Here is a 20665-nt window from a genome sequence, read left to right on the forward strand (position 1 = left end):
CTTTTTCATGACCAGATGCGGGCGGAGACAGACGTGTTTTTGGATAAACCTCATGCCGGGGCCATTCAGGATCGGCTTGCCTCTCAGTCCACGAAGCGCGGGATCGATGCCGCCGACATTCTCGCAGCGCTCTGGCGACGCACGCTTTTTCTGCTGATTTGCGGGCTTCTAGGCGCTGGCTTTGCGGTGACGCTGTCGAAGTTCGTACCGCACCGGTATGTCGCCACAGCCGAGCTTCTCGTCGATCCGCGGGACCTCCGACTTCTCGACAAAGAGGTGATGCCACGGGCCGGCGAATCCGATTCCGGCATTACGGTCGTCGAAAGCCAGGTCCAGGTGCTGTCGTCGAACAGTGTTCTAAAACGAGCCATCTCGGCATTGGATCTTCAAAATGACCCGGAGTTCAACGGCACTCAAGGCAACGTTTTGACGACCGCATTACCCGGGCTCGCGGGGTATTTGAGTTCCGAGCCGAAGGGCGACCGGGAAACGACGGCTCTGCAGACGTTGCAGCAGCGGATCGGCGTCAAGAGACCCGAGCGTACGTTCGTCATCGAGCTGTCGGTCATCTCCAACGATCCGACCAAATCGGCGCGCATCGCCGACGCGATCATCGCCGCGTATCTCGAAGATCAGGCGCAATATCGTTCGTCGAGCAATGAGGGCGCTGCCGAGGCTCTGGACTCGGGCCTCAAGGCGATGAAGGAGCAGGTCAACGCGGCGGAAGAAAAGATCGCTGCCTACAAGGCGGCTAACAACCTTGGCCTCGCAAGCGGCAAACTTGTCGTCGAGCAACAGCTGACCGATGCGAACAATCAATTGGCCCTGGCGCGAGCCGCGACGGAGCGCATCAAAGCCCAGATGGACGATATTCAGGCGTCGCGCGCTACGCCCGAGTCGATCCCGGAGATCATGGCTTCGCAGACGTTGATCAATTTGAAAAAGCAGCTCGCCACGGTGACAGCCGAGCGCGCGCGGTTTGCCGCGCAATTGATGCCGAAGCATCCCGTGATGGTGACGATGGCTCAACAGGAGCGCGCTGTCAGATCTGAGATGGATCGCGAGATCCTTCGCGTCCTTGGAAGCATCCGCCATGACTACGAACGAGCGAAGGCCAATGAGCAATCTTTGGCAGATGCCGTTCAACGTCTCAAAGGCGAAATGAACGAGGCGGCCAAGGCACAAATCGAGTTGCGCGAATTGGAGCGCAATCTCGAGGTTACACAGAGCCTTTATCAGCAGTCGGTGGCGCGATCGCGCGAGACGCGCGAGCAGTCGCGGCTCAATACGACGAACGTGCGTATCATTTCGGCTGCGATGCCGCTTCCGGCGCGCGTGTTTCCGCCTCGCGGCGTTATCCTGGCGATTCTCGGCTTTCTGGTCGGGCAGGCATTCGCTGCAGCTGCCATCTTGCTTCCTCTTGTGCGAGGTCTTTTCGAGACGCCGCGTTCCGTAGGTGCAACGGGAGCCAGCAGCGACCGCGCGATGCCGTCAGCACGCGAGCGCGATAAGGCGACTGAAATCCCGCTAAAGACGCCTCAAAATGGCAAAACGACTGCTGAGGCCGGCGTTGACACGAGTGCCGACGAAACCCCGAGAGGTGCTGCCAGGGCGCCGACGCTCGTCAAGGCGAGCAACGGCGTTTCTAGTGAAGATGACGTGGTTCCGTTGTCGCCTCGCCGGTTGATCTGCGATATGCGCGCCGCTTCGCGGGCGGCTCAGACAGTGTGGCTACGCGACGGCACTTCGGCAATGGCATCGCTTGCGCGCGTCGCTGCGACCTCGCCGGATACGGCGTTTGCCGATCATATTCGGACGCTCCACGGTTACCTCGGCGGCCGGGCGAGTTCAGATGCTGTGCGGACGGTTTGGTTCGTCTCCAATCATGGCGTGCCTATCAAGCCTGTCATCGCGCTCGCCTTCGCGCATGCATGTGTCGCGGAAGGCAAGAAGGTTCTGCTTGTTGACGGCGACGTTCGGACGCCCGGACTTACGCGCTTGCTGGTGGCCGATGGCTCGTTGAGCGCGAGCACAGCGCGGGAGGTGAGAGGAAAGATCAGCAAGACACGGGATCCGAACCTCGATCTGCTGATAGTCAACAACCCAGACGCTTCTTCGATCCTAGCGTCGCTGGATGATGCAAAGCGATCCTACGATGTCGTCATCATCGATGCGCGTACTGATGCCTTGTCGCGCGATCTCGATGCCACGAACCAGGTGCTCTTCGTTTCATCCAATCGGCCCAACGACACCGTCGCGTTCGATACGGGCGTTGACGCCCTGACGAAGGATATGCCGCGTCTCTGCGGAACGATCCTCACGGCGAAGGGTCTTGCGCGCCCCACTGCGGCGGTGGCGGTGCATGCCATCTGAGCTTACCCGCCGCAACTTCCTCGCCGGGGCGACGGCTGCAGGCGCTCTTCTGAGTTCGATGTCCGCGCGTGCGGGAGATCAGTCGAGGTTCGACGTCGCCGGCAATCAGCTCCGTTTCGGCGGCCGTCCCATTCGCTTGCTGGGTGTAGGCGTCGGCGATCCGGTGTACGTGCGGGGCGAACGGCCCCTCAGCGATTATGAAGTTCTTGCACGCGATTGGCGCTCAACGGCCGTGCGGATCAGCGTTCATCCCGGACATTGGCGTCATGATCGGGAGCATACACTCGCGGCGCTCGAACGCGATGTCGCCGCTGCACGAGCCGCAGGTCTGTTCGTGATTATCGATTGGCATGCGATCGGATTTCCCGGGCGTTACGCGGAGCCTGTAGATCCCAGTTGGGGCCTGCCTCTCGATGCATTTGCTTCCGATGATGTGCTGGCTCTGGATTTCTGGCGGCTTGTGTCCGAACGTTTCGGGAAAGATCCCGCTATTCTTTTCGAGCTTTGGAACGAGCCGGTTTACGACGGTAAGCTGTGGCGAAGCACCGGCGAACATTGGCCGGTTCTCAAAGCCCTCTGGGTGCGCCTGATCAACGAAATCAGATCGCGATCGGACGCGATCATCATCGTTGCCGGTGGGCGGTGGGCCCACGATCTCAAGGGCGTTGCGAATAATCTGATCGATGACGAGCGGGTCATTTATTCCTGGCATTGCTATCCGAATGAGGACCGTGGCGTCGCTTCGCGCTGGCCGGACAGCCTGGACGGCCTCCCGGCGGTCAAACCTGTTGTCGTGACCGAGTGGGGCTTCAGCAGGGACGGCGACGATGCCATCAGAGGCACGCCGGAAGACTTCGGCGCTCCATTTACGCGCGATGTTCTAGAACCGCTCAAGCTTCATTCAATGGCGTGGTGCTTCTCTGCCGGGGCGACGCCGAGGATGCTTGCGCCGGATGGTGTCTCAACAACCGAGTACGGAGCGTTCGTCAAAGACTATCTGGCGCGTGCGTGGCGTCCCGAGACCTGATCCGAGGGCGAACAGAAATGGTAACGATGAAAGGGGAAGTCGGCACCGCGGCACCGGTTGCAAGCGATCTTGCGCGGATCGTTCGTCCGTTCCTTGTGCTTGTCGTGCTGCTCGTCTACTGGATTTCATTCGAGCCGTTTCATGACCGCTCGGGCGCCGATCTCGCCGGGCCGCTCGAAGGCGGCAATATCGCCAATCAGATTGCCTTCCCGCTGCTGTTCATCGTGTTGGCGGCCTTTACGCTCGCGACGAAGCCTAACCACTTCCGCAACGTTGCCGCGTTTCCGTTCGTGGCATTCATGGTTTGGCTGCTGATCACGAATGTCGTCTCCGGCGATCCCGCAACGGGTTTGAAGCGCGGGCTATTCGAGGTCATCTCGATGACGATTGCGGCAATGGCCGTGGGGTTGCCGCAGAGTCCGCGCCAGTTCGCAAATCAACTCGCGATCGCTGCTTTTGCCGTGCTCGTTCTTTGCTACGCGGGTGTTGCGTTCCTCCCGTCGCTTTCCATCCACTCGGCCGGCGATACATTGGAGAGAGAACTCGCCGGAAACTGGCGCGGCTTCTTCAATCACAAGAATGAAGCCGGGGCGATGATGGTCGTCCTCATCTTCTCGGGGCTGTTCATCGCCGAAATCGGCAAGCGGTGGGCCGGTTGGCTGATCGTCGGCGCAGCATCCGTGTTCCTGCTGTTGTCGGTTTCGAAGACGTCGATTGCGCTGGTGCCATTTACGCTCATCCTAGCGGCGTTGGTCTACCGTGCGCGAAGCGGCTGGTTTCGCGCTGCCCTCGTTCTGCTGCCGCTTGTTTTCCTCAACATTGCGACGGTCGGGTCGAGCTGGCCGGGTCCAATCAGATCGCTGGTCGCCCTCGTACTTCCTGACGCCAGTTTCACGGGGAGAACGGATCTTTGGCGCTTCTCTCTAGAGCAAACAGCGGCGCATCCGATTTTCGGCTACGGCCTTGCGGGGCCATGGCGGACGAACGAGCTTATGTATCGGGATAAACTTCCGGCGGAGCCCGAGGATATCTCGGGCTGGGTCGAAGAACTTGGAACGGATTCTCACAACAGCTATCTCGAAGCGGCGCTTCAATTCGGCATTCCCGGTTTGGTATTGCTGCTGATCGCGGTGATCTACGTTCCGCTGCGGGACTTCGGGGCCGCATCACGATTGTCGAACAATCCGGCCCTCGCGCGATATTTCCTGAGGCTGTGGATCTACGTCCTCTTCACGGCGTCGCTCGAGACCGTGCTCGTCTCGCGCAACAATCCGGTCTGGTTCATGGCTCTGATGGCGATTGTCGGGATGCATTTGCTCGCGCGTTTCCCCGTCGCCAACGAGGATCGCCGCTGAGTTTTCCGGTCAGGCGCGAACGCCTATTGTGTGCAAGGCTTGGTCGACCGACAGGCATGGAATTCCGCGGGCCATTGCCGCGTTCACAGCCATTTCGAGATGAGCAGGGGAGCAGCCGATCCAGCTCGGGTTTGGGGTCACGTCGTGGGTATAGAAGATGACCCATGCGTTCGTCGCGATCGCCTGGTCGAGAATTGCGTTGATCGACTGCTCGGTGCTCGTTCGATCATAGAGCTCGATCGACCGAAGCATCGCCAAATCGATGAGGCCGGAGTTCAAACCACCGTAGATGCTTCGGCAGCTGCTGAATGTTTTGTCGAGGTCGAACTTGCGCGGGAACGAAACATTCCCAAACGGATAGGCGAAATTTTTGCTCGCAGCGTTTCCGCAAATGTCGCGGAGGGCATTGAAGCACTGTTGCGTTTCGCGCGCGAGGGCGGATCGGGTCAGGCTCTGCACTTTGACGTGGCTGTATGTGTGGCAACCGATTTCGTGGCCTGCGCGGGCGAGCGCTTCGACATCGCGCTTATCGATGACGGTCCAATGCTCGTCCTCGGTCCCGCAGATGCCGGGCGCAATGTAGTAGGTTCCGCGTATGCCATAGCGATCAAGTATCCGCGCACCGTTCGTCCGAGCGGAATCCGGCGCATCGTCGAAGGTGAAGCTCACGATCGGATGGGTGTTCTTGGCGATGATCGGCTTCGTCGGTACGATACGCGCGAGATAGCGCGAGGCGCTTGCACAAAGTCCCGTAACGCGCTTCGGCGTTACGTCGGCGTGACTTCCTTGAACCATTCCGCTGACCCCGTTGATCCCCTCCATGGTGTCACCCGAGTTCCAGATTGGAGATAAGGTATGCCGCGGCTTGTCGCGTGGTATGCCGCTCGGCGGCGCGTCTCAGCGAAGCCCTATCGGTTGGCGTATTGAGCGCCAGCTCGATCGCGTTAGAGAGCGCTTTCTTGTCGCCGACGGGCACGAGGCCGCCGAGGCTGCCGCCTTCGAGAACTTCGCGAGGTCCGTAGGGGCAATCGGTTGAAACGACGGCGGTTCCGCAGGCGAGAGCTTCGATCAGCACGTTGCCGAGACCTTCGAACTTCGACGAGCTGACGAGCACCTCGGCTTTCAGAAGCCATTCGAATGGGTCGTTCGTTGCGCCCGCGAGCGTTACGCGATCTCCGAGTTCAAGGCGCGCGATTGTGTCTTCTAGGGCTGGCCGCATGGGGCCTTCGCCAATAATGACAAGGCGCGCGGGCGCGCGCTTCGCGAGATCGGCAAAAGCTCCGATCAATGTCAGATGGTCTTTCTCTGGCGACAGGCGGCCGATGGCGACGAGCAAGCCTTTCTCGCGCGTTTCGGGAGTTCCCTTTCCAAGTGCTAACCGCGCAGCCGTCGGCGGATCGATGACAGCGTTCGATGTCATGACGCTGATCCGGTCAGCCGGTACGCCGAAATTCAAAATGAGGTCGCGGCGCGCGCCTTCTGTCAAGGTGAGGACGCGATCGGCTCGACTGTAGACGTATCCGGCCGCGCGGAAGGCGAGGCGGTTCTGAAGATATGGGTCGAGGCCTTTCGCAATCGAGGGTGCTGTCACTTCGCGCAAAACTAGGCGCGGGCGTGATCCCGGCGAGAGCAATCGGGTGGCGGCGTACGCCGCGACATTAGGGGCGGCCTCAGAACTGAAGAGAACAGTCGGCTGCAATCGGCTGATCGCGTTCCTGAGAAGGATGACTGCCGTTGCGAGCCGCTTTGCAGGGACGTGAACGATGCGGACGCCGTCAGCCACGAACTGTCTCAGCCGGCCCTCGGGAACGAGAGTGAGAATGCTGACGTCAATGCCGGTTTCGAACAGGCTGTTCGCCAGCAGGATGGCGTCGCGCTGAGCGCCGCCGCCGTGGAGGGCGCGGATAAAGAATGCGACGTGCGGGCGGCAGGTCACGGCATTGACAGCAGAGGCGTCAAGCGGTCGGCCAACATCTCCTTCGAGGTTGGCATGGAAAGTGGATTTCTTGTTTGTCCCATGAAGCATCATGGGAGCGGTCCATGCCAAAAGCGTGCCTGAATCGACAACGAGCGGGCGCGATGCGTCGAAAATGAAAACGAGACGTGTCCCAAAATCGGGCAATTATTCAGTGGTGCAGTAAGGCTTTCCCGTAATGATTTTGCGCCACACTGTGATCTATATCGGCTCGCGAGTGTTTGCCGCTGCACTCAACTTGCTTTCGGTCGCACTCTTCGCGCGTCTCGCAGGCCCTGAGACGTTCGGAGCTTATCTTCTCTATCTCGCCTCGGCGTACATCATCTACGGGTTCGCCATCCAATGGCTGCGGATGTCGTTTTTTGCCGTCTATACGGCGGACCATTCGCTTTCGATTGTCGGCACGTTCATTCGTACGATGTCTGTTTTCGTGGGACTGGTCGTCGTCGTAGCGGGCATAACTGTTTGGGCCGGTATCTTCAGCCGCGATGTGGTGGTTGGCACCGTCTTGCCGACGGTCGGCCTCGCGGTATTCGAGACGTTCTTTGAGATCGCACGTGCGCGTCTGAAGGTAGAGCTTGTTGGGGTCGCCGTGCTCCTTCGGGCGCTTTTCGTTCCGATCGCCGGGGCGGTTGCATTCGCGTTAACGGGAACTGCGACTGGCCTTGCAGCGGGCGTTGCGCTTGCTCACGTTTTGGCGGCGGCGCCGTTGATCCGCGAGGGTTGGCCGGCGGTCAGAGAGAAGTTTTCAGCCGGGATTGCGCGTCAATATTTGAAGTACGGCTCGCCGCTGATCCTGGCTTTCGGCATCAACGCCGCCGGACAAAGCGGCGATCGATTGCTTCTCGCGAAGTTCGAAAGCGTCGGGGCGGTTGGTCCCTATGGGGCTGTCAGCGATCTCATCAAGCAAAGCCTTGTTGTGGTATCCGAGGCGGTCGCCGGATCTTACATGCCGCACGCCAAACGCGCCGCGAGCGATGGCGATAGTGCGCGAACGAGGCTTATTCTAACGGAGGCTTTCCGCGCATATTCGTTCATAACGGCCTTCGGGTCGGCGTTCATTTTGTGCTTTGCGCCCGACTTGATTCATGTGCTTTTCGGCGAGGCTTACGCGAAGGCGGCCGCGTCGTTGGTTCCGCTTTTTACGTTGGCAACGGCCCTTTACGTTTTTCGGGCGTTCTACTTCGGTCAGGCGATCTACTTCCTGGAGAGTTCATCGGCCGAACTCTACGTATCGACCGCGACTGTGCTTGCGGGAGCTGCAACTGCGCTTCTGCTCATTCCACCTTATGGTGCGGGCGGCGCGGCTTGGGCCATGCTGGCGGCTCAGGGTGCGGGTTGTCTCGTTGCTGCGCTCGCGGCGCGACGGTGGCAAGCCATGCCGCTTCCCATTCTCGATCTTTGCGGAATAATCGGCATTGCAGCAGCATCGGCTTTTCTGGCTGATATTGCTGGTCTGCTGCCATTGGGACATGTGTTGATATTGGCGATTAAGCTCGTCGCGCTCGGCCTTGGGGCGTGCCTCGTGATCAAAGTGTACGATATCTTCGGTATCGGCGTGTGGATGCGGCAACTCACACGCCGCAAGTTGGCCGCTCCACGATTGGTCTAAGAACTGCGCGGTGTTATTCGGCTGCGACGACCAGTTCATTATAGGCGGCGAGCATCCGGCCGCGTGAATATTTGGCCCGAATTGCCTGAGCGAACTTATCGAGATCGACGCTTGTTTGTGTGTGCGGGCGTTGGTCTGCGATCGCTTCGGCGAATGCCAGAGTGTCATCGGGGTGAACGAAGCTTACAGGTTCGCCTCCGCCGACGGAGAGGACTTCGCGCAAGACCGGAAGGTCAGCGGCAACGATCGCTACACCCGCCATGGCTGCTTCCACAGCTGCGAGCCCGAACGTTTCCCATTTGGACGGAAACACGAACACGTCGACGGCGCCGAGAAGATCTCCGAGCGCTTCCCGAGAGACAATTCCCAAGAAGTGGATTCGATCTGCAACTCCAAGTGAGCGTGCCAGGTCGCGAAGGTCGTTCTCGTTCGGTCCGCCACCCGCAAGGATAAGCCGGGCGTCAGTCACATGAGGCAGGGCGCGAATGATCTGATGCTGGCCCTTCTGATCGCAAAGTCTGCCGGCGTTCAGAAGCAGCAGGCCATCGTCCGGAACGGCATATCGCGGCAAGACTTCGGCGCGGGGGTGACGGGCTTTTGGTGCGTCAAGGCCGTGATCGATTCTGCGCAGGTTTCTGCGGTAACGCCGTGGATAGTGACGGAAGGCGTGCTCGGTTGCGGCGGAGTTCGCAATGTTGACGCTGTAGAGCCCTGCCGACCCCATGGCTGCATCAAGCAATCGTACTGCGGGGTGAATTTCGTCCGGCATCGCCGTTTGGTGCACGATGCGCCGTTTGCAGCCGACGAGGGCGCCAATGAACCCGACGATGACAGATGCCGTCGATTGATAGGCGATGAGCGTGTCGGGCCTTGTCCTCGCGATTTTTAGGATCGCGCCTGCAACGCCGCGCAGCTTCTGAGCGGTGGTGGCGCTGATGCCGGGGTAAATGAAGCGTGTCTCGACGCGGGCGCCGTTGTGCTGAAGGCCATCGGAGATCATCTGGGCAAGCGCTTCGACGCCGCCGCCCTCATTGCTGTGAACCAATTGCAATACGGAGGTGCCGCTTCGGCCGAGATGTGCCGCGCCCTCGTCAGGCAAGGCCGCGCCGGCCGTCGCGAGGCGCGCGTTGGTTAACAAAGTCTTTCGCGATGCCTCAAACTGGAACTTGGCTTGCAACGTTGATGCTCCCACTCTGGCCGGCAATTCTTTTCGGCTCGATTGGGCAGGCCGTTGCAAACCAGCAGCCAATTGGGGTGCGTTGGGCCGGGCTACTTCGTCGACTCTGGATCATTCGAGAGGGGGAGGTGCGCAGCCGCCACAGGCGAGGCCGCGAAAGCCAGTTGGCGCTATCTTTGCTTTGGGTAACGAGCCTTCGCGACACCCCATCGGAGCTTCGTGCAACCCCTCGTGACCTTCCAATCATCATCCGAATCCTCTCGGGAGGCCGGCCATATTGACCGGTTTTCGGAGTCCCGCGTTCCGATTTGGAACGGTGTTCAATATGAAACGACACCTCCAGACTTAGGGGACAGCTAAGTGCCGACGAACGAGATCGCGGCTGCGCAAGACCTTGCGAGCGGAGGCGAACATCCCGTCTCCGATGTCACGATCATCGGTGGGGGCGCCGCCGGTTCGATGGCTGCGATCGTGCTGGCACGGCGGGGAATTTCCGTCACGCTTGTCGACATGCGTGCCAAACATCCTCCGGAATTTCGCTGCGAGAAAATTGTCGACGACCAACTCGATCTCATCGAAGAACTTCAGCTTCTCGACTTCCTGAGGCCGGTATCGACGCGCGTGGACCAGATGCTGGTCGTGCGGTCCGGCAGCATTCAGGAGTTGCGTACAACGACCGAATACGGCTTCAACTATCAGGACTTCATCAATTCATTGCGGAGAGGCGTTCCCGGACGCGTGCGGTTCGTCAACGAGCGCGTTGTGAAGATCCGCAACGGCGAAGAGACACAGACCGTCGAACTCGCCAACGGCGAAACGCTGTCAACGCGTCTCGTCGTGTTGGCAACCGGGCTCTCGCAGGCGCTACGTCAAAACCTCGGAATGACGCTCGATACTGTCCATCATCACTCGCTCTGCGTCGGCTTTTCGCTCAGGCCGGGTGAAGGTCAAAAATTCAATTTTTCGGCGCTGACGTATTACAGCGAGCGTCTTGAAAGCGGCATCGCCTACATCACGCTGTTTCCGATGGGCGACGTGATGCGCGCCAATCTCTTCACCTACCACGGTCATCAGGATCCGTTTGTCGCCGCGATCAGAAACGATCCGGTTTCGGCGCTTTACGGCGCCATGCCCGGGCTCGAGAAATTTCTCAGATCGTTCGAGAGGACCGATGCGGTTCGGATCAGAATGATAGATCTCGATCGCGTGGCGAACCACCGGCAGCACGGCGTCGTCTTGATCGGCGATGCGTTTCAGACGTCATGTCCCGCGACCGGCACTGGATTGACCCGGTGCATGAATGATGTCGCGCGATTGTCGGAGCACATTGACGATTGGCTTGCGACGCCCGGCATGAGCCGGGGTAAACTTGCGTCATTCTACGACGATCCCCGGAAGACATCGGTCGATGAAAAGGCTGCCTATGCGGCGCATTATGCGCGCAGATTTGCGACCGACCGCAGCCTGAGCTGGGATCTCCGGCGGATCAAGACGGTTCTCAGATCTCGCTTCAACATCATGGAAGCTTCCGTCGCTGAGCGATTGAGCCTGCTGTCGGCATCCTGATCGAATAGCGTCGCGCCCGGTGCTACGATGCGAGGCGCGGGAGCCTATCGGCAATCGAGCGTGCGAGTGCCATCAGTTTGGGCTTCCGCGAAATGTAGGCGATAGCTTTTCTGCGTGCGATGAACGGCGTGCCGCGCAAACTCAGCGGGGTTGTCAATTCCGCCATAGGCACGGGCAAAACGCCAAATTCGTCCTTATATCGGTGAGCGCCCACCGACAGATCAAAGGTACGGCAGCCTTCGGCATGAAGCGTTTCGAGGGCCTGATGTATGATCATCTTGCCCAATCCGAGCGGCCGCCAAATAGGGTCTTGCGACTGGCTCATGCGTATTAGCGTGGTGTGATCGTTATTTTTGAGAGCAAAGAATGTCGCGACGATTTCGGCGTCGGCCGCGAGTACGAACATGACTGCGTGTCCAGTCACGAGGCCGCGCAAAAGCTGACGGCGATAGAACTCTTGGTAGACCGGCTCATTGAACACATGCTTGGCGCCCCGGGCGGCCAAGCGCGAGGTTTGTTGTTCCTGGAGTACTTGGAGGGCTTTCACCGCCTCATCGCTGTTCGTGATGCGCCGCAGCCGTCCTCCGTTTTCGTTGGCGAACTTGGTCGTGCGGCGGCGTAGTTCCCGGCGTGCAGATTTGCTGAGTGTCGACAGGTATTCGTCCCAATTGTCGCCGAGCGATACGATATGGCCGCTCAGATCACTGCTTTCGATGCCGGAAAGCGTGGTCATGGGGTTCACATTCGAGCCGAGCGACACCGGCATCTTTTGCAGCGTCAGGACGTCCGCCGGCGGAAGCGCTCGCAGAATGGCCGGCCAAATCTCCCGGTCAAAGCCCTGAAAGTCATAGTCCGAGCGTGCGAGCGGTGCGTTGTAATCGGTAATCCATAAATCGGCGAATTCGATCCGTCTGATCCCGTTCTGAGAATGCCGCATGAGCGGGATCATCATGAGATCACGGCCGGAACTTCGCTCTACAACGCTGACGATGACAGGTTCGACGCCGGTTGGTGCGAAGGATTCGTACCAATTTCCGATCCAATGGGCCGTTTGAAAGGGCGATGCAAATGCGTGCCGCTCAAGCGCCTGCCAGCGATCGGAAACGGAACCCCATGTCGAAGCAATTTCGACCGAGACATTTGTATTGATGGAAGCAGTCAATGGATAACCCGGGGCGAGGGGGATGCGACACGGCGAACCGTGCCTCCCGAACGTTGCACAATGGATGCCAGCCCGCTGTCTCGCAGAGAGAATTCATGTCATGCAAAAACTAACGTTCTGCTAGCGGCTCGCTGGAGAGCGTCAGAATTTGCGAGCGTTGAGCCCGAGGCTCGTCATTTTGACGGCGATACGGTGCTCGTGGCGCGCGTCGGGTTCAACTCGCTGTCGATGTCGACGGCTTTACATCCACCCGCGCGGAGCAATTCATTGACGCGGTCGGCGTCGCGGCGCAAGTCCGCCAATTTTGCGACCTTATCGGGATCAAGACTTTTCTGGCCTTGCAGATGCTGGATCCAACCAACGAGGTTGTCCGAGCCGAGTTCGAGCGAACCCTGCAGCTGCTTCATTTTTGCGATATGCTGTCGGATGAATGCCGTCGGTTCGGCGCAAGGATCGCTGGATGATTGAACCGGCGTTTTGCGGTGCTTCGCCGAGCTTTCTCCGGGCAGCCCTATGAGGCCGTAAATCAACGCGGTGCCTGCAAGGGCGGCTAGGCGAAGACCGTTTGAGGGTGAGTATCTCGGCATCAAATTCCGCGTCTGAGCATTCGTCGTTGATCGAGTCGCGTTTCGTGAAAAGTAGCGCAGGCGGAATATTTGCGAAATGCGACGTTCGGGGATGTTTGAACGGCCGCTATCGATCACGGCAAATTAGACACGACAAATAGGACGGCCCGGTGGCGATCCATCGGCCGACGCGCGCAGAGGAGGTCTGCGAAGTTCGCGCGGCACCTTATGGCGGTCAGCGGCATATCCGGAGTACCGGTCGCGGGCCCAAGCCACTGATTCTCATCAAAGAGATCTTATGCCCGGACACACAACCTTGGATCGGCGAATTCATACAGTTTCGAGATGCTCGGGCCGGTAACTCGGCTCGTTTGTGGTCTCGGCGCAATGCCGGGATCGAAAAAAGGTGGACGCCGTTCGATGCTGGGGGCCGAGCAACTAGCTTCCCGGAAATAGTTCCGATAAATTTCAGGAGCTCGGCGGGGGCGTGGGGCACGGGGGAAGTCGGAACGTGAAGTTTCGTGCAATCTTCAATTTGACCGGCAGCATGATGGTCGCCGCAGGAATGTCCGCGTGCGCCGGTTCGCCGATGTCGCTGCCGCCTGCCCAATATCTCGCGTCTCCCGAAAAAGATGAAGAGCCGAAGGCGATTTCGGATCCGAACGAAGCCTTCAACCGCGCCGTCTTCGAGACCAATCAGAAATTCAATCATTCCATTCTCTATCCGGTCGCCAAAGCCTACAACGAGAACGTCCCTCAGGCGGTGCGCGATAGGGTCGACGCGTTCTCGACGAACCTTTCCGAACCGATGGTGTTCGCGAACAACATTCTGCAGCTTCGTCCGAAGGCGGCGGCGACCACGCTTGGACGTTTCGCTTTGAATTCGACAATTGGTGTCGGCGGCCTGTTCGACGTTGCGGTGGCGCAAGGGCTCGACCACCAGTCAGGCGACTTCGGCCAGACCATGTTTGTCTGGGGTTATCGTGACAGCAGCTACTTGGTGCTGCCGATCGTCGGCCCGACAAACGTCAGAGACGCTATGGGCAGCGGTATCGAGTTTGCGGCGCAGCTGGATTCGGGTGCACTTCTCCCTGCTTCGCTCATGTCGATGAAGAGCGTCGCGGATTTCGTCGAGGACGTCCAACCCGTAACGAATGCCGTCGGCGTGGCGGGAAGTGTGTCGAGCCCCCTCACCAATCTCAGCAAAGCGCAGGATATGGAAACGCTCGAGGACAGTTCGCTCGACTTCTATACGATGCTCCGAAGCGTGACGGATCAGAAGCGTCAGGCAGAACTGCAGGAAGCATTGGATACGAGCGCTCTGACGAGCACGCCGCCTCCGCCTGATCCCAATGCAATAGAGCCCGTGACCGTGCTCGTTTCATCGCCGACGATGCTGGAAGTCCGGCGAGTCGTCGATGCGTCCAAGCCCGCAAGTCCCGACACCGGGACAATGGTGATCATCGGGCCGCCGAAGCCGGCGGAAGCGCCGATTGCCCGGTGATCGGAATCACAACACGTCATTCCCGTTGATGCATTCTCGTTGATGCAATGGCGAATCGCGCCTGGCCGCGGGCGTTATTTGCCGCGCAGAGCCGCGCCGTCAGATTGGCACAAGGCCACGCACAGAGATTGGACGCCAGGAATCGAGCTGCTTGCGCGACCGCTCCGGGCGTTCCCGCGCGAGGCCCGACATGAGCCTCCGTGGCAAGGTGCGATATGCTGAAAAGAGCAGCTGCTCAGGTCGACGACGTAAATGAGCAGTCGCTCATCATCGGCAAGGCGCCTCTGGTTCGTCATCTCTATGAAGGACGAGACATTACGCCGATCTGGAACGACCTGTTAGCGCGCGTCTCGGCCGATCCGAACGATGCCGCGGCGTTCCTCGATCTTTCGACGATTTTGTACACGTTGGGGCAGCCCGACAAGGCGGTGCTGGCGCAGACTGCGGCGCTCGACATTCGCCGGTCTTTTCACATCCGGAATGGGCGAGGCACAGGGCCAAGAATTCTCGTTTTCGTGACGGCCGGCGACTTCATGGCGAACACGCCGATCGAGTTTCTTCTGGAGACCTCGGACGCGAACGTTCTGCTGCACTATGTCGATGCCGGAACGAGCGATCTCTCCGGCGTTCCCGATCATGATGTCGCGTTCGTCGCTATCGGCGAGTCTCCCGCCAATCGGCCTGTCCTTCAGAGGCTCGAACGGCTTCTGAGCGGGTGGGCAGGCCCTATCATGAACAATGCGCCTTTGCGGATCGTGGCGCTCACCCGGGATGGCGTCGCGGGAAGTTTCGTCGATGAGCCGTCGATCTTGGCGCCTACGACGGTCGACGTTTCACGCGATACGCTCGAGAAAATTGCAGCGGGTCAGCTTCGGCTCGCCGGCATGGATTACCCGATCATCGTGCGGCCGGTCGGAACGCACGCCGGCAAATCCATGGAAAAAATCACGAGCGAAGAAGAGCTCTGCCGCTATCTCGAAGCCCGATCGGAGGCTGAGTATTATATCGCGCCGTTCGTCGACTACAGCGGGCCGGACGGCAAATTCCGGAAGCAGCGAATTGCATTCATCGACGGACGGGCATACGCGAGCCATCTCGCCGTATCCGATCATTGGATGGTGCACTACCTCAGTGCAGGCATGGCAAAATACGCGGATCGTCGCGCGGAAGAAGCGGCGTGGATGCGCGATTTCGACAGCGATTTCGCCGCTCGTCACGCGGTCGCGTTCGAAGCGCTGCATAAGCGGTTCGGCTTGGATTATTTCGCGATCGATTGCGCGGAACTTCCCGATGGACGGCTCCTGTTGTTCGAAGCCGACGTCGCCATGATCGTTCACTCGATGGATTCCGACGTTACGTTTCCCTACAAAAAGCTGGCGATGCGCAAATTGTTCGATGCGTTCGAAGATGCGCTGCAACGGCGTGTCCAACCCAAGATGATCAGCGCGGCATGAGCGACATTCACTTTCGGAGATTTTGATGGTCGCGAAGCTGCGCACTATTCCCAACGGGTTGACGGACACCGACTTAGATTCTGTTTCCTATGCCAACGCAGGGCAGCCGCTTTCCTCTGTCTCGCTGTTGCTCGGAAGCGGCGGCGACAGGCGTATCTGGTCTGACGCCGCGACAGGCCGCAACCGCTATGGGACGCTGACAAGACCTGCGGGGGAAGAAATCTCGTTCTCGTCGACGACGGCGAGCAACGTATCGGCGGAGGGTTACGCTGCCGCCGACCGCGCACTGAAGCGTCTCGTCGGTACGAATGCGGTTACCCCAATTCCATACGACGAATGGTTCGACGACGTGCGGGACGGCGTTCGCCGGAGCCTCGCCGTGGCGGATGCCGAAGTCATTCTGGCGGCCTCGGGGACGGACGCGGAAATCCTTGCCCTCTGCCTCGTCGCAGGCCTCTCGGTGAGACCGATCACCAACATCTTCATCGCCCCTGACGAGACCGGGAACGGTATTCCGCTTGCGGCGTCGGGCCGTCATTTTTCAGATCTGACCGCGCTTGGCCGCGCAGTCGATAGCGGCGAGCTTCTCGAGGGGTTTTCGGACAGCCGCATCGAGGTTCGAACCGTTCCGATCCGAGATGAAACGGGCCAGCAGCGCACGCGGGAGTCGGTCGATTACGCAGTCGCCGGGCTCGTCGAACAGGAATTGAGGCGCGGGCGCGATGTTCTTGTGCACGTGCTCGATACTTCGAAGACGGGCTTGGAAGGCGTATCGAGGGAAACGGCGCGCCAGCTTGCGGCCGCCGCGCCCGGCCGCGTGCGCATTCTCATCGATGCTTGCCAGCTGCGTTGCCCGCTCAGTCAGCTGCGGCAAGATCTGAACGACGGCTTCCTCGTCGCTGTGACGGGTTCGAAGCTCGCGGCGGGGCCGCCTTTTTCCGGCGCCCTGTTGATCCCGGCCTCAACCGTCGACGAGCTTGCTCGGTGCCGGAATATTCCAGCCGGTCTCGCAGAATATACGGCAGCGCAGGACTGGCCGGCGTCGCTTCGCCAACGGACCGACTTCGGTTTCAAGTCGGAAATGAATATCGGCCTCAGCTTGCGATGGGTGGCGGCGCTCGCAAACCTCGTGCCTTACGCAGCTGTCGATGAGATGCTGCGTGCTCAGATCAAGCAGCACTTCGTCGACGCCGTCCTTGTTCGAGCGACGGACCTGAAGGGTGTCCAGCTGCATCCCAACGACGAGGGCGCGTATCTGGCGTCGCGCGGCATCGTTCCGCTGACGGTCCTGGGCGGCAACGGAGGCTTTGCGTCCTTTGATCAAGCGCAGGCCGATCAGGTCGCGCTAAGAAGTGCTGCCGGTGGTCCGATTTGCCATATCGGGCAGGCCGTACGGATCGGCCCTCGAGTTGCGCTTCGCATTGGAGCGTCGGCGACCGACATAGCGGGGGTCGCGGCGCGTATGGCTGCCGGCGAGACGCTGCAGGACGCGTTCAAGCCAATTGAGGCTGATCTCGACACGGTCTTCGCGAAGTGGTCGGGAATCCGACGGCATCCCTTCGGCGCATGACGGGCCGAGACGGCGAGGTGTGGCCTGCTGATCGTTCGCGCGATCTTGATCCGACCGACTGGGCAGAATTTCGCCGGCTCGCTCACGCTGCGCTGGACGATGTCATCACGCATGTTCAAACCATCCGAGAGAGAGCTGTCTGGCAACCGGTTCCTGATGAAACGCGCGATCGTTTCGCTCAGGCGCTGCCGGTTGGCCCGCGTGATCTGAGCGACGTCCTGGCCGACGTCAGAACGCAGGTGTTGCCGTTCGCCTCCGGCAATTTGCACCCGCGCTTCATGGGGTGGGCGCAGGGCGCCGGAACGCCGGTCGGCATGGTCGCGGACATGCTGGCTGCCGGTTTGAACATGAATTGTGGGGGCCGAGACCACATCGGCATCGAGGTTGAACGTCAGATCGTTCGCTGGATGGCCGAGGCATTCGGGTATCCGGATGGCGCGAGCGGGTTGCTGCTCACGGGCTCGTCGATGGCGAATTTTCTGGCCGTCACCATCGCCAAGGTGAACGCGATTGGACGTGAGAGCCGAAAGACGGGCCTCAGATGCGGGGACGGTCAGCTCGTCGCTTACACGTCGGCGGAAGCTCACAGCTGCATAGCGCAGGCGATGCAACTTTCGGGCATCGGATCAGCGAATTTGCGGAAGATCGAGGTCGACGCCGCGGGGAGGCTGCGGCCTGAAGCTTTGAAGGCTTCCATCACAGCCGATCGGGCTCGGGGATTTCTGCCGTTCCTGGTCGTTGCGACTGCCGGAACCGTGAACACGGGAGCGATTGATCCGCTGGCGGACATTGCCCGGGTCGCATCGGAAGAAAAGCTATGGTTTCACGTCGATGGCGCGATCGGAGCGCTATCGATCTTTGCGCCGCGGCTTCGTCATGTGTGTGCGGGGATCGAGAAGTCGGACTCAGTGGCGCTCGATTTTCATAAGTGGGGTCAGGTTCCCTACGAGGCTGGCTTCCTGCTTGTGAAAGACGGGAAGGCGCACAGCCAGGCCTTTGCCGAACCCGCTGCTTATCTTCAACGCGCGGAGAGGGGACTCGCGGCAGGCGAAACTTGGCCGTGCGATCTCGGTCCGGATCTCTCGCGAGGGTTCCGGGCTCTCAAGACGTGGATGACAATCGAAACCTTAGGAACGGCGCGGATTGGCGACGCCATCCTCCACACCTGCGAGCTAGCGACTTATCTGGCAGAGCAGGTGAAACAGAGTCCGATCTTCGAGCTGAAGGCTCCGGTCGCTCTCAACATCGTCTGCTTCGGCGTTAAAGGGGGAAGCAGCGAGGACAACCGCCAACTCGTGATGGATCTTCAGGAAGCGGGGACGGCCGCGCCTTCCTGGACGACGATCGCCGGCGAGGTCGTGATCCGGTGCGCGATATTCAATCACCGGACGACGCGCGCCGATATCGATCAGTTCATGGAAGCGATCAGTGGCTTGGCAAGGGAGGCGTAGGAGCCGTTGCTCCTAGCTCCTACCAGCGGCGAGGCTGCCGCCCTCTACGGGCATCCCAGCGGGCGCGCGAATAGACCTCGACAGCGCCGTAAGGCCTGCGCCAATTCGGAAACAGGCCAAAGTAGGGAAGCGGATACGGCGACGCGTAGATGTAGCCGTTTTCCTCGTAAAGGTTGTTGTACGGCTGCGCGATGACGACCGGTGGAGGGAGAACCTCCTCAAAATAGGCATCATCAGGCGGCGGATAGCTGCCACCGAAATCCGCGGCCGACGCGGATGATGCGTTGAAACCCACAGCCGCGAACGCAGCGAGCGCGATAAGCGTTTTCATTGATACGAAATTTTCCCCGCGAAGCCGATCAATGGAACAGCGCAAACACGACCCAAGCGAGCGTCATCAAGCAGATGATGGCGAGGGTCAGGCCGAAGTTTTTCCGCTCGCGCTCAGGGTAGGATCTGAAATTCGGGTGGGTGGCCATCGGTGGTTACGCAACTCGATTTGATCTGTTCCGAGGCTATTGTCGGCTCAGCGGGTAATGATCCCGTTAAGGGCAGCCGCCAAATTGTCTGGGAGAGACGGTGTGTAGGGCTGAGCTCGGTATGGCTGTCGTCACTTCCGGTACTGCTCGTCGGTGACGTGCTCCAACCAGTCGACGACCTTTCCGTTCAGCGCTTCCTGGACCGCGATGTGGCTCATGCCGTTCGTCGGCGTTGCGCCGTGCCAATGCTTTTCGCCGGGCGGAAACCACACGACGTCCCCGGGACGGATTTCTTCGATCGGGCCGCCTTCGTGCTGAGCCCAGCCGAGGCCCGTCATCACGATCAGAGTTTGTCCGAGTGGGTGGGTATGCCAGGCGGTGCGAGCCCCGGGTTCGAATGTCACCAGTGCGCCGGCGACGCGCGCGGGTTCCGGCGCCTGGAGGAGCGGATCGATCCGTGCGTGGCCAGTAAAGTACTCCGGCGAACCCTTGGCTGACGGTTGAGAGCCGCTGCGCGTAATCTTCATGGGATTTTCCTTTGCAAGCTGCAGGGCGATTTGGTCGAGCGTTCACGGCTGGTGCTAAAGCAACGCTCCGCTGTCGCAGTGGTGCGCGTCAGCCTACATCACTGCGAGGCCCAGGCGGGTATGGGTTTGTGCGGGTATGGGTTTGTCGGGTAGCTCTGCGGACCGCTCATTCGACGGCCGCAAAGCATGAACGATCAGCCTAATGCTGATTGCGGGGGATCGGTGGTCGGTGCGCTGTGATCAGTCTAGGCCGACATGTCCGCCGCGGCGTAGCCGCAGCGACTTGACGATGAAGCCCACTGCGATCGTTGCCGCAACAGGAATGAAGGCGGCAGCCGCGATTTGCGGAAGCGAACTCAGCACAGCGTAGAAAGAATAGCCCATGGCATACTCCGGAGATCGGCTTAGCAACGTCGAAAAACGCTGCATGTTCCTTTCCGGTTAAAATTTCTTTTGCGGCGGGGCGGTCGATTTGGTCGGTGGTCGCGATCCGCGATGACAGAGATGGCTAGCGGCCCTCGTCCGTTGATGCGGTTTGTCGATGCTCGCGCGGGGTTTGGTCGGAAGGTGCATACTGCCCCGCAACATGCATCGGTGTTCCTCGAAGGTCTTCGGTCGTCATGAAGCGCTGCCGCCATTCGTGAGGGCGTGCATCCAGCGTCAGGTGCGGCAGATGTGACGCATGAAAAATTTCAGAGACGAGAATTGCGGAGTTGCCCGTGCGATGGCCGCTGGAAACACCGCAAATAAAGGCGTTTACTCGAGGCTGTGGGTAACTCGAGTCGGTGATCAGCGGGTGTTGACACCGAAGTCGGTATGTTGTTTAAACAGCCTCGTTGGCGGGCCACACGGCCTCGCCGCCCTCGC

Annotated in this window: 17 protein-coding genes; 9 read left to right on the forward strand and 8 right to left on the reverse strand. The window is 60.0% G+C overall.

The window, feature by feature from the left end; translation table 11 throughout:
• Positions 1–33: 33 nt before the first annotated feature.
• The 3 genes from K2Q04_RS18530 to K2Q04_RS18540 are packed head-to-tail and all read left to right on the forward strand — an operon-like array spanning position 34 to position 4755.
• Positions 34–2373, forward strand: coding sequence for an exopolysaccharide transport family protein (locus K2Q04_RS18530; protein ID WP_291166296.1), 2340 nt, complete (start codon positions 34–36; stop codon positions 2371–2373).
• Entirely contained in the window at positions 2363–3400 is a 1038-nt protein-coding gene (locus K2Q04_RS18535) for a cellulase family glycosylhydrolase (protein WP_291166298.1), read from the forward strand. Before K2Q04_RS18530 ends, K2Q04_RS18535 begins: the two co-directional genes overlap by 11 nt.
• A gap of 17 nt (positions 3401–3417) precedes the next feature.
• Positions 3418–4755, forward strand: coding sequence for an O-antigen ligase (locus K2Q04_RS18540; RefSeq protein ID WP_291166300.1), 1338 nt, complete (start codon positions 3418–3420; stop codon positions 4753–4755).
• Positions 4756–4764: 9 nt separating this feature from the next.
• On the opposite strand, the gene K2Q04_RS18545 is transcribed toward K2Q04_RS18540, so the two are convergent.
• Complete coding sequence (locus K2Q04_RS18545; RefSeq protein WP_291166303.1) at positions 4765–5550, reverse strand: polysaccharide deacetylase family protein; 786 nt, start codon at positions 5548–5550, stop codon at positions 4765–4767.
• 31 nt (positions 5551–5581) lie between these two features.
• Positions 5582–6784, reverse strand: coding sequence for a glycosyltransferase (locus tag K2Q04_RS18550; protein WP_291166304.1), 1203 nt, complete (start codon positions 6782–6784; stop codon positions 5582–5584).
• Positions 6785–6908: 124 nt separating this feature from the next.
• Between K2Q04_RS18550 and K2Q04_RS18555 the strand changes: the two genes are divergently transcribed.
• Entirely contained in the window at positions 6909–8342 is a 1434-nt protein-coding gene (locus K2Q04_RS18555) for a hypothetical protein (RefSeq protein ID WP_291166306.1), read from the forward strand.
• 13 nt (positions 8343–8355) lie between these two features.
• Here K2Q04_RS18555 and K2Q04_RS18560 read toward each other — a convergent pair whose 3' ends face one another.
• Positions 8356–9519, reverse strand: coding sequence for a glycosyltransferase (locus K2Q04_RS18560; RefSeq protein ID WP_291166308.1), 1164 nt, complete (start codon positions 9517–9519; stop codon positions 8356–8358).
• Positions 9520–9879: 360 nt separating this feature from the next.
• Between K2Q04_RS18560 and K2Q04_RS18565 the strand changes: the two genes are divergently transcribed.
• Complete coding sequence (locus tag K2Q04_RS18565) at positions 9880–11085, forward strand: FAD-dependent oxidoreductase (RefSeq protein ID WP_291166310.1); 1206 nt, start codon at positions 9880–9882, stop codon at positions 11083–11085.
• A gap of 22 nt (positions 11086–11107) precedes the next feature.
• On the opposite strand, the gene K2Q04_RS18570 is transcribed toward K2Q04_RS18565, so the two are convergent.
• Both K2Q04_RS18570 and K2Q04_RS18575 read right to left on the reverse strand, forming a co-directional pair.
• Positions 11108–12247, reverse strand: coding sequence for a GNAT family N-acetyltransferase (locus K2Q04_RS18570; protein WP_291166311.1), 1140 nt, complete (start codon positions 12245–12247; stop codon positions 11108–11110).
• Positions 12248–12420: 173 nt separating this feature from the next.
• On the reverse strand, positions 12421–12834 hold the full coding sequence (locus K2Q04_RS18575; RefSeq protein ID WP_291166313.1) for a hypothetical protein: 414 nt from the start codon (positions 12832–12834) through the stop codon (positions 12421–12423).
• A 490-nt stretch (positions 12835–13324) separates the two neighbouring features.
• On the opposite strand from K2Q04_RS18575, the gene K2Q04_RS18580 reads away from it, so the two are divergent.
• The 4 genes from K2Q04_RS18580 (at position 13325) to K2Q04_RS18595 (ending at position 18792) form a co-directional block, all read left to right on the forward strand.
• Positions 13325–14317 (forward strand): VacJ family lipoprotein, encoded by a 993-nt coding sequence (locus tag K2Q04_RS18580; RefSeq protein WP_291166315.1) that lies wholly within the window; start codon positions 13325–13327, stop codon positions 14315–14317.
• 215 nt (positions 14318–14532) lie between these two features.
• Positions 14533–15771 (forward strand): tetratricopeptide repeat-containing protein, encoded by a 1239-nt coding sequence (locus K2Q04_RS18585; RefSeq protein WP_291166317.1) that lies wholly within the window; start codon positions 14533–14535, stop codon positions 15769–15771.
• A gap of 25 nt (positions 15772–15796) precedes the next feature.
• Positions 15797–17341 carry a hypothetical protein gene (locus K2Q04_RS18590; protein ID WP_291166319.1) on the forward strand — a complete coding sequence of 515 codons (1545 nt, stop codon included), beginning with the start codon at positions 15797–15799 and terminating at the stop codon, positions 17339–17341.
• Positions 17338–18792, forward strand: coding sequence for an aminotransferase class V-fold PLP-dependent enzyme (locus K2Q04_RS18595; RefSeq protein ID WP_291166321.1), 1455 nt, complete (start codon positions 17338–17340; stop codon positions 18790–18792). The genes K2Q04_RS18590 and K2Q04_RS18595 overlap by 4 nt, the downstream gene beginning before the upstream one ends.
• A gap of 19 nt (positions 18793–18811) precedes the next feature.
• Here the strand turns inward: K2Q04_RS18595 and K2Q04_RS18600 are convergent, their stop codons facing one another.
• From K2Q04_RS18600 to K2Q04_RS18610, 3 genes are all read right to left on the reverse strand, one after another.
• Positions 18812–19123: a hypothetical protein gene (locus K2Q04_RS18600; RefSeq protein ID WP_291166324.1), complete on the reverse strand. Its 312-nt coding sequence runs from the start codon at positions 19121–19123 to the stop codon at positions 18812–18814.
• A gap of 279 nt (positions 19124–19402) precedes the next feature.
• A complete protein-coding gene (locus tag K2Q04_RS18605; protein WP_291166326.1) occupies positions 19403–19798 on the reverse strand; it encodes a cupin domain-containing protein in 396 nt (131 codons plus the stop codon).
• A gap of 240 nt (positions 19799–20038) precedes the next feature.
• Entirely contained in the window at positions 20039–20182 is a 144-nt protein-coding gene (locus K2Q04_RS18610; RefSeq protein WP_177228212.1) for a hypothetical protein, read from the reverse strand.
• Positions 20183–20665 lie beyond the last annotated feature (483 nt).

This window comes from Hyphomicrobium sp., assembly GCF_019753045.1.
Lineage (GTDB): Bacteria > Pseudomonadota > Alphaproteobacteria > Rhizobiales > Hyphomicrobiaceae > Hyphomicrobium_B.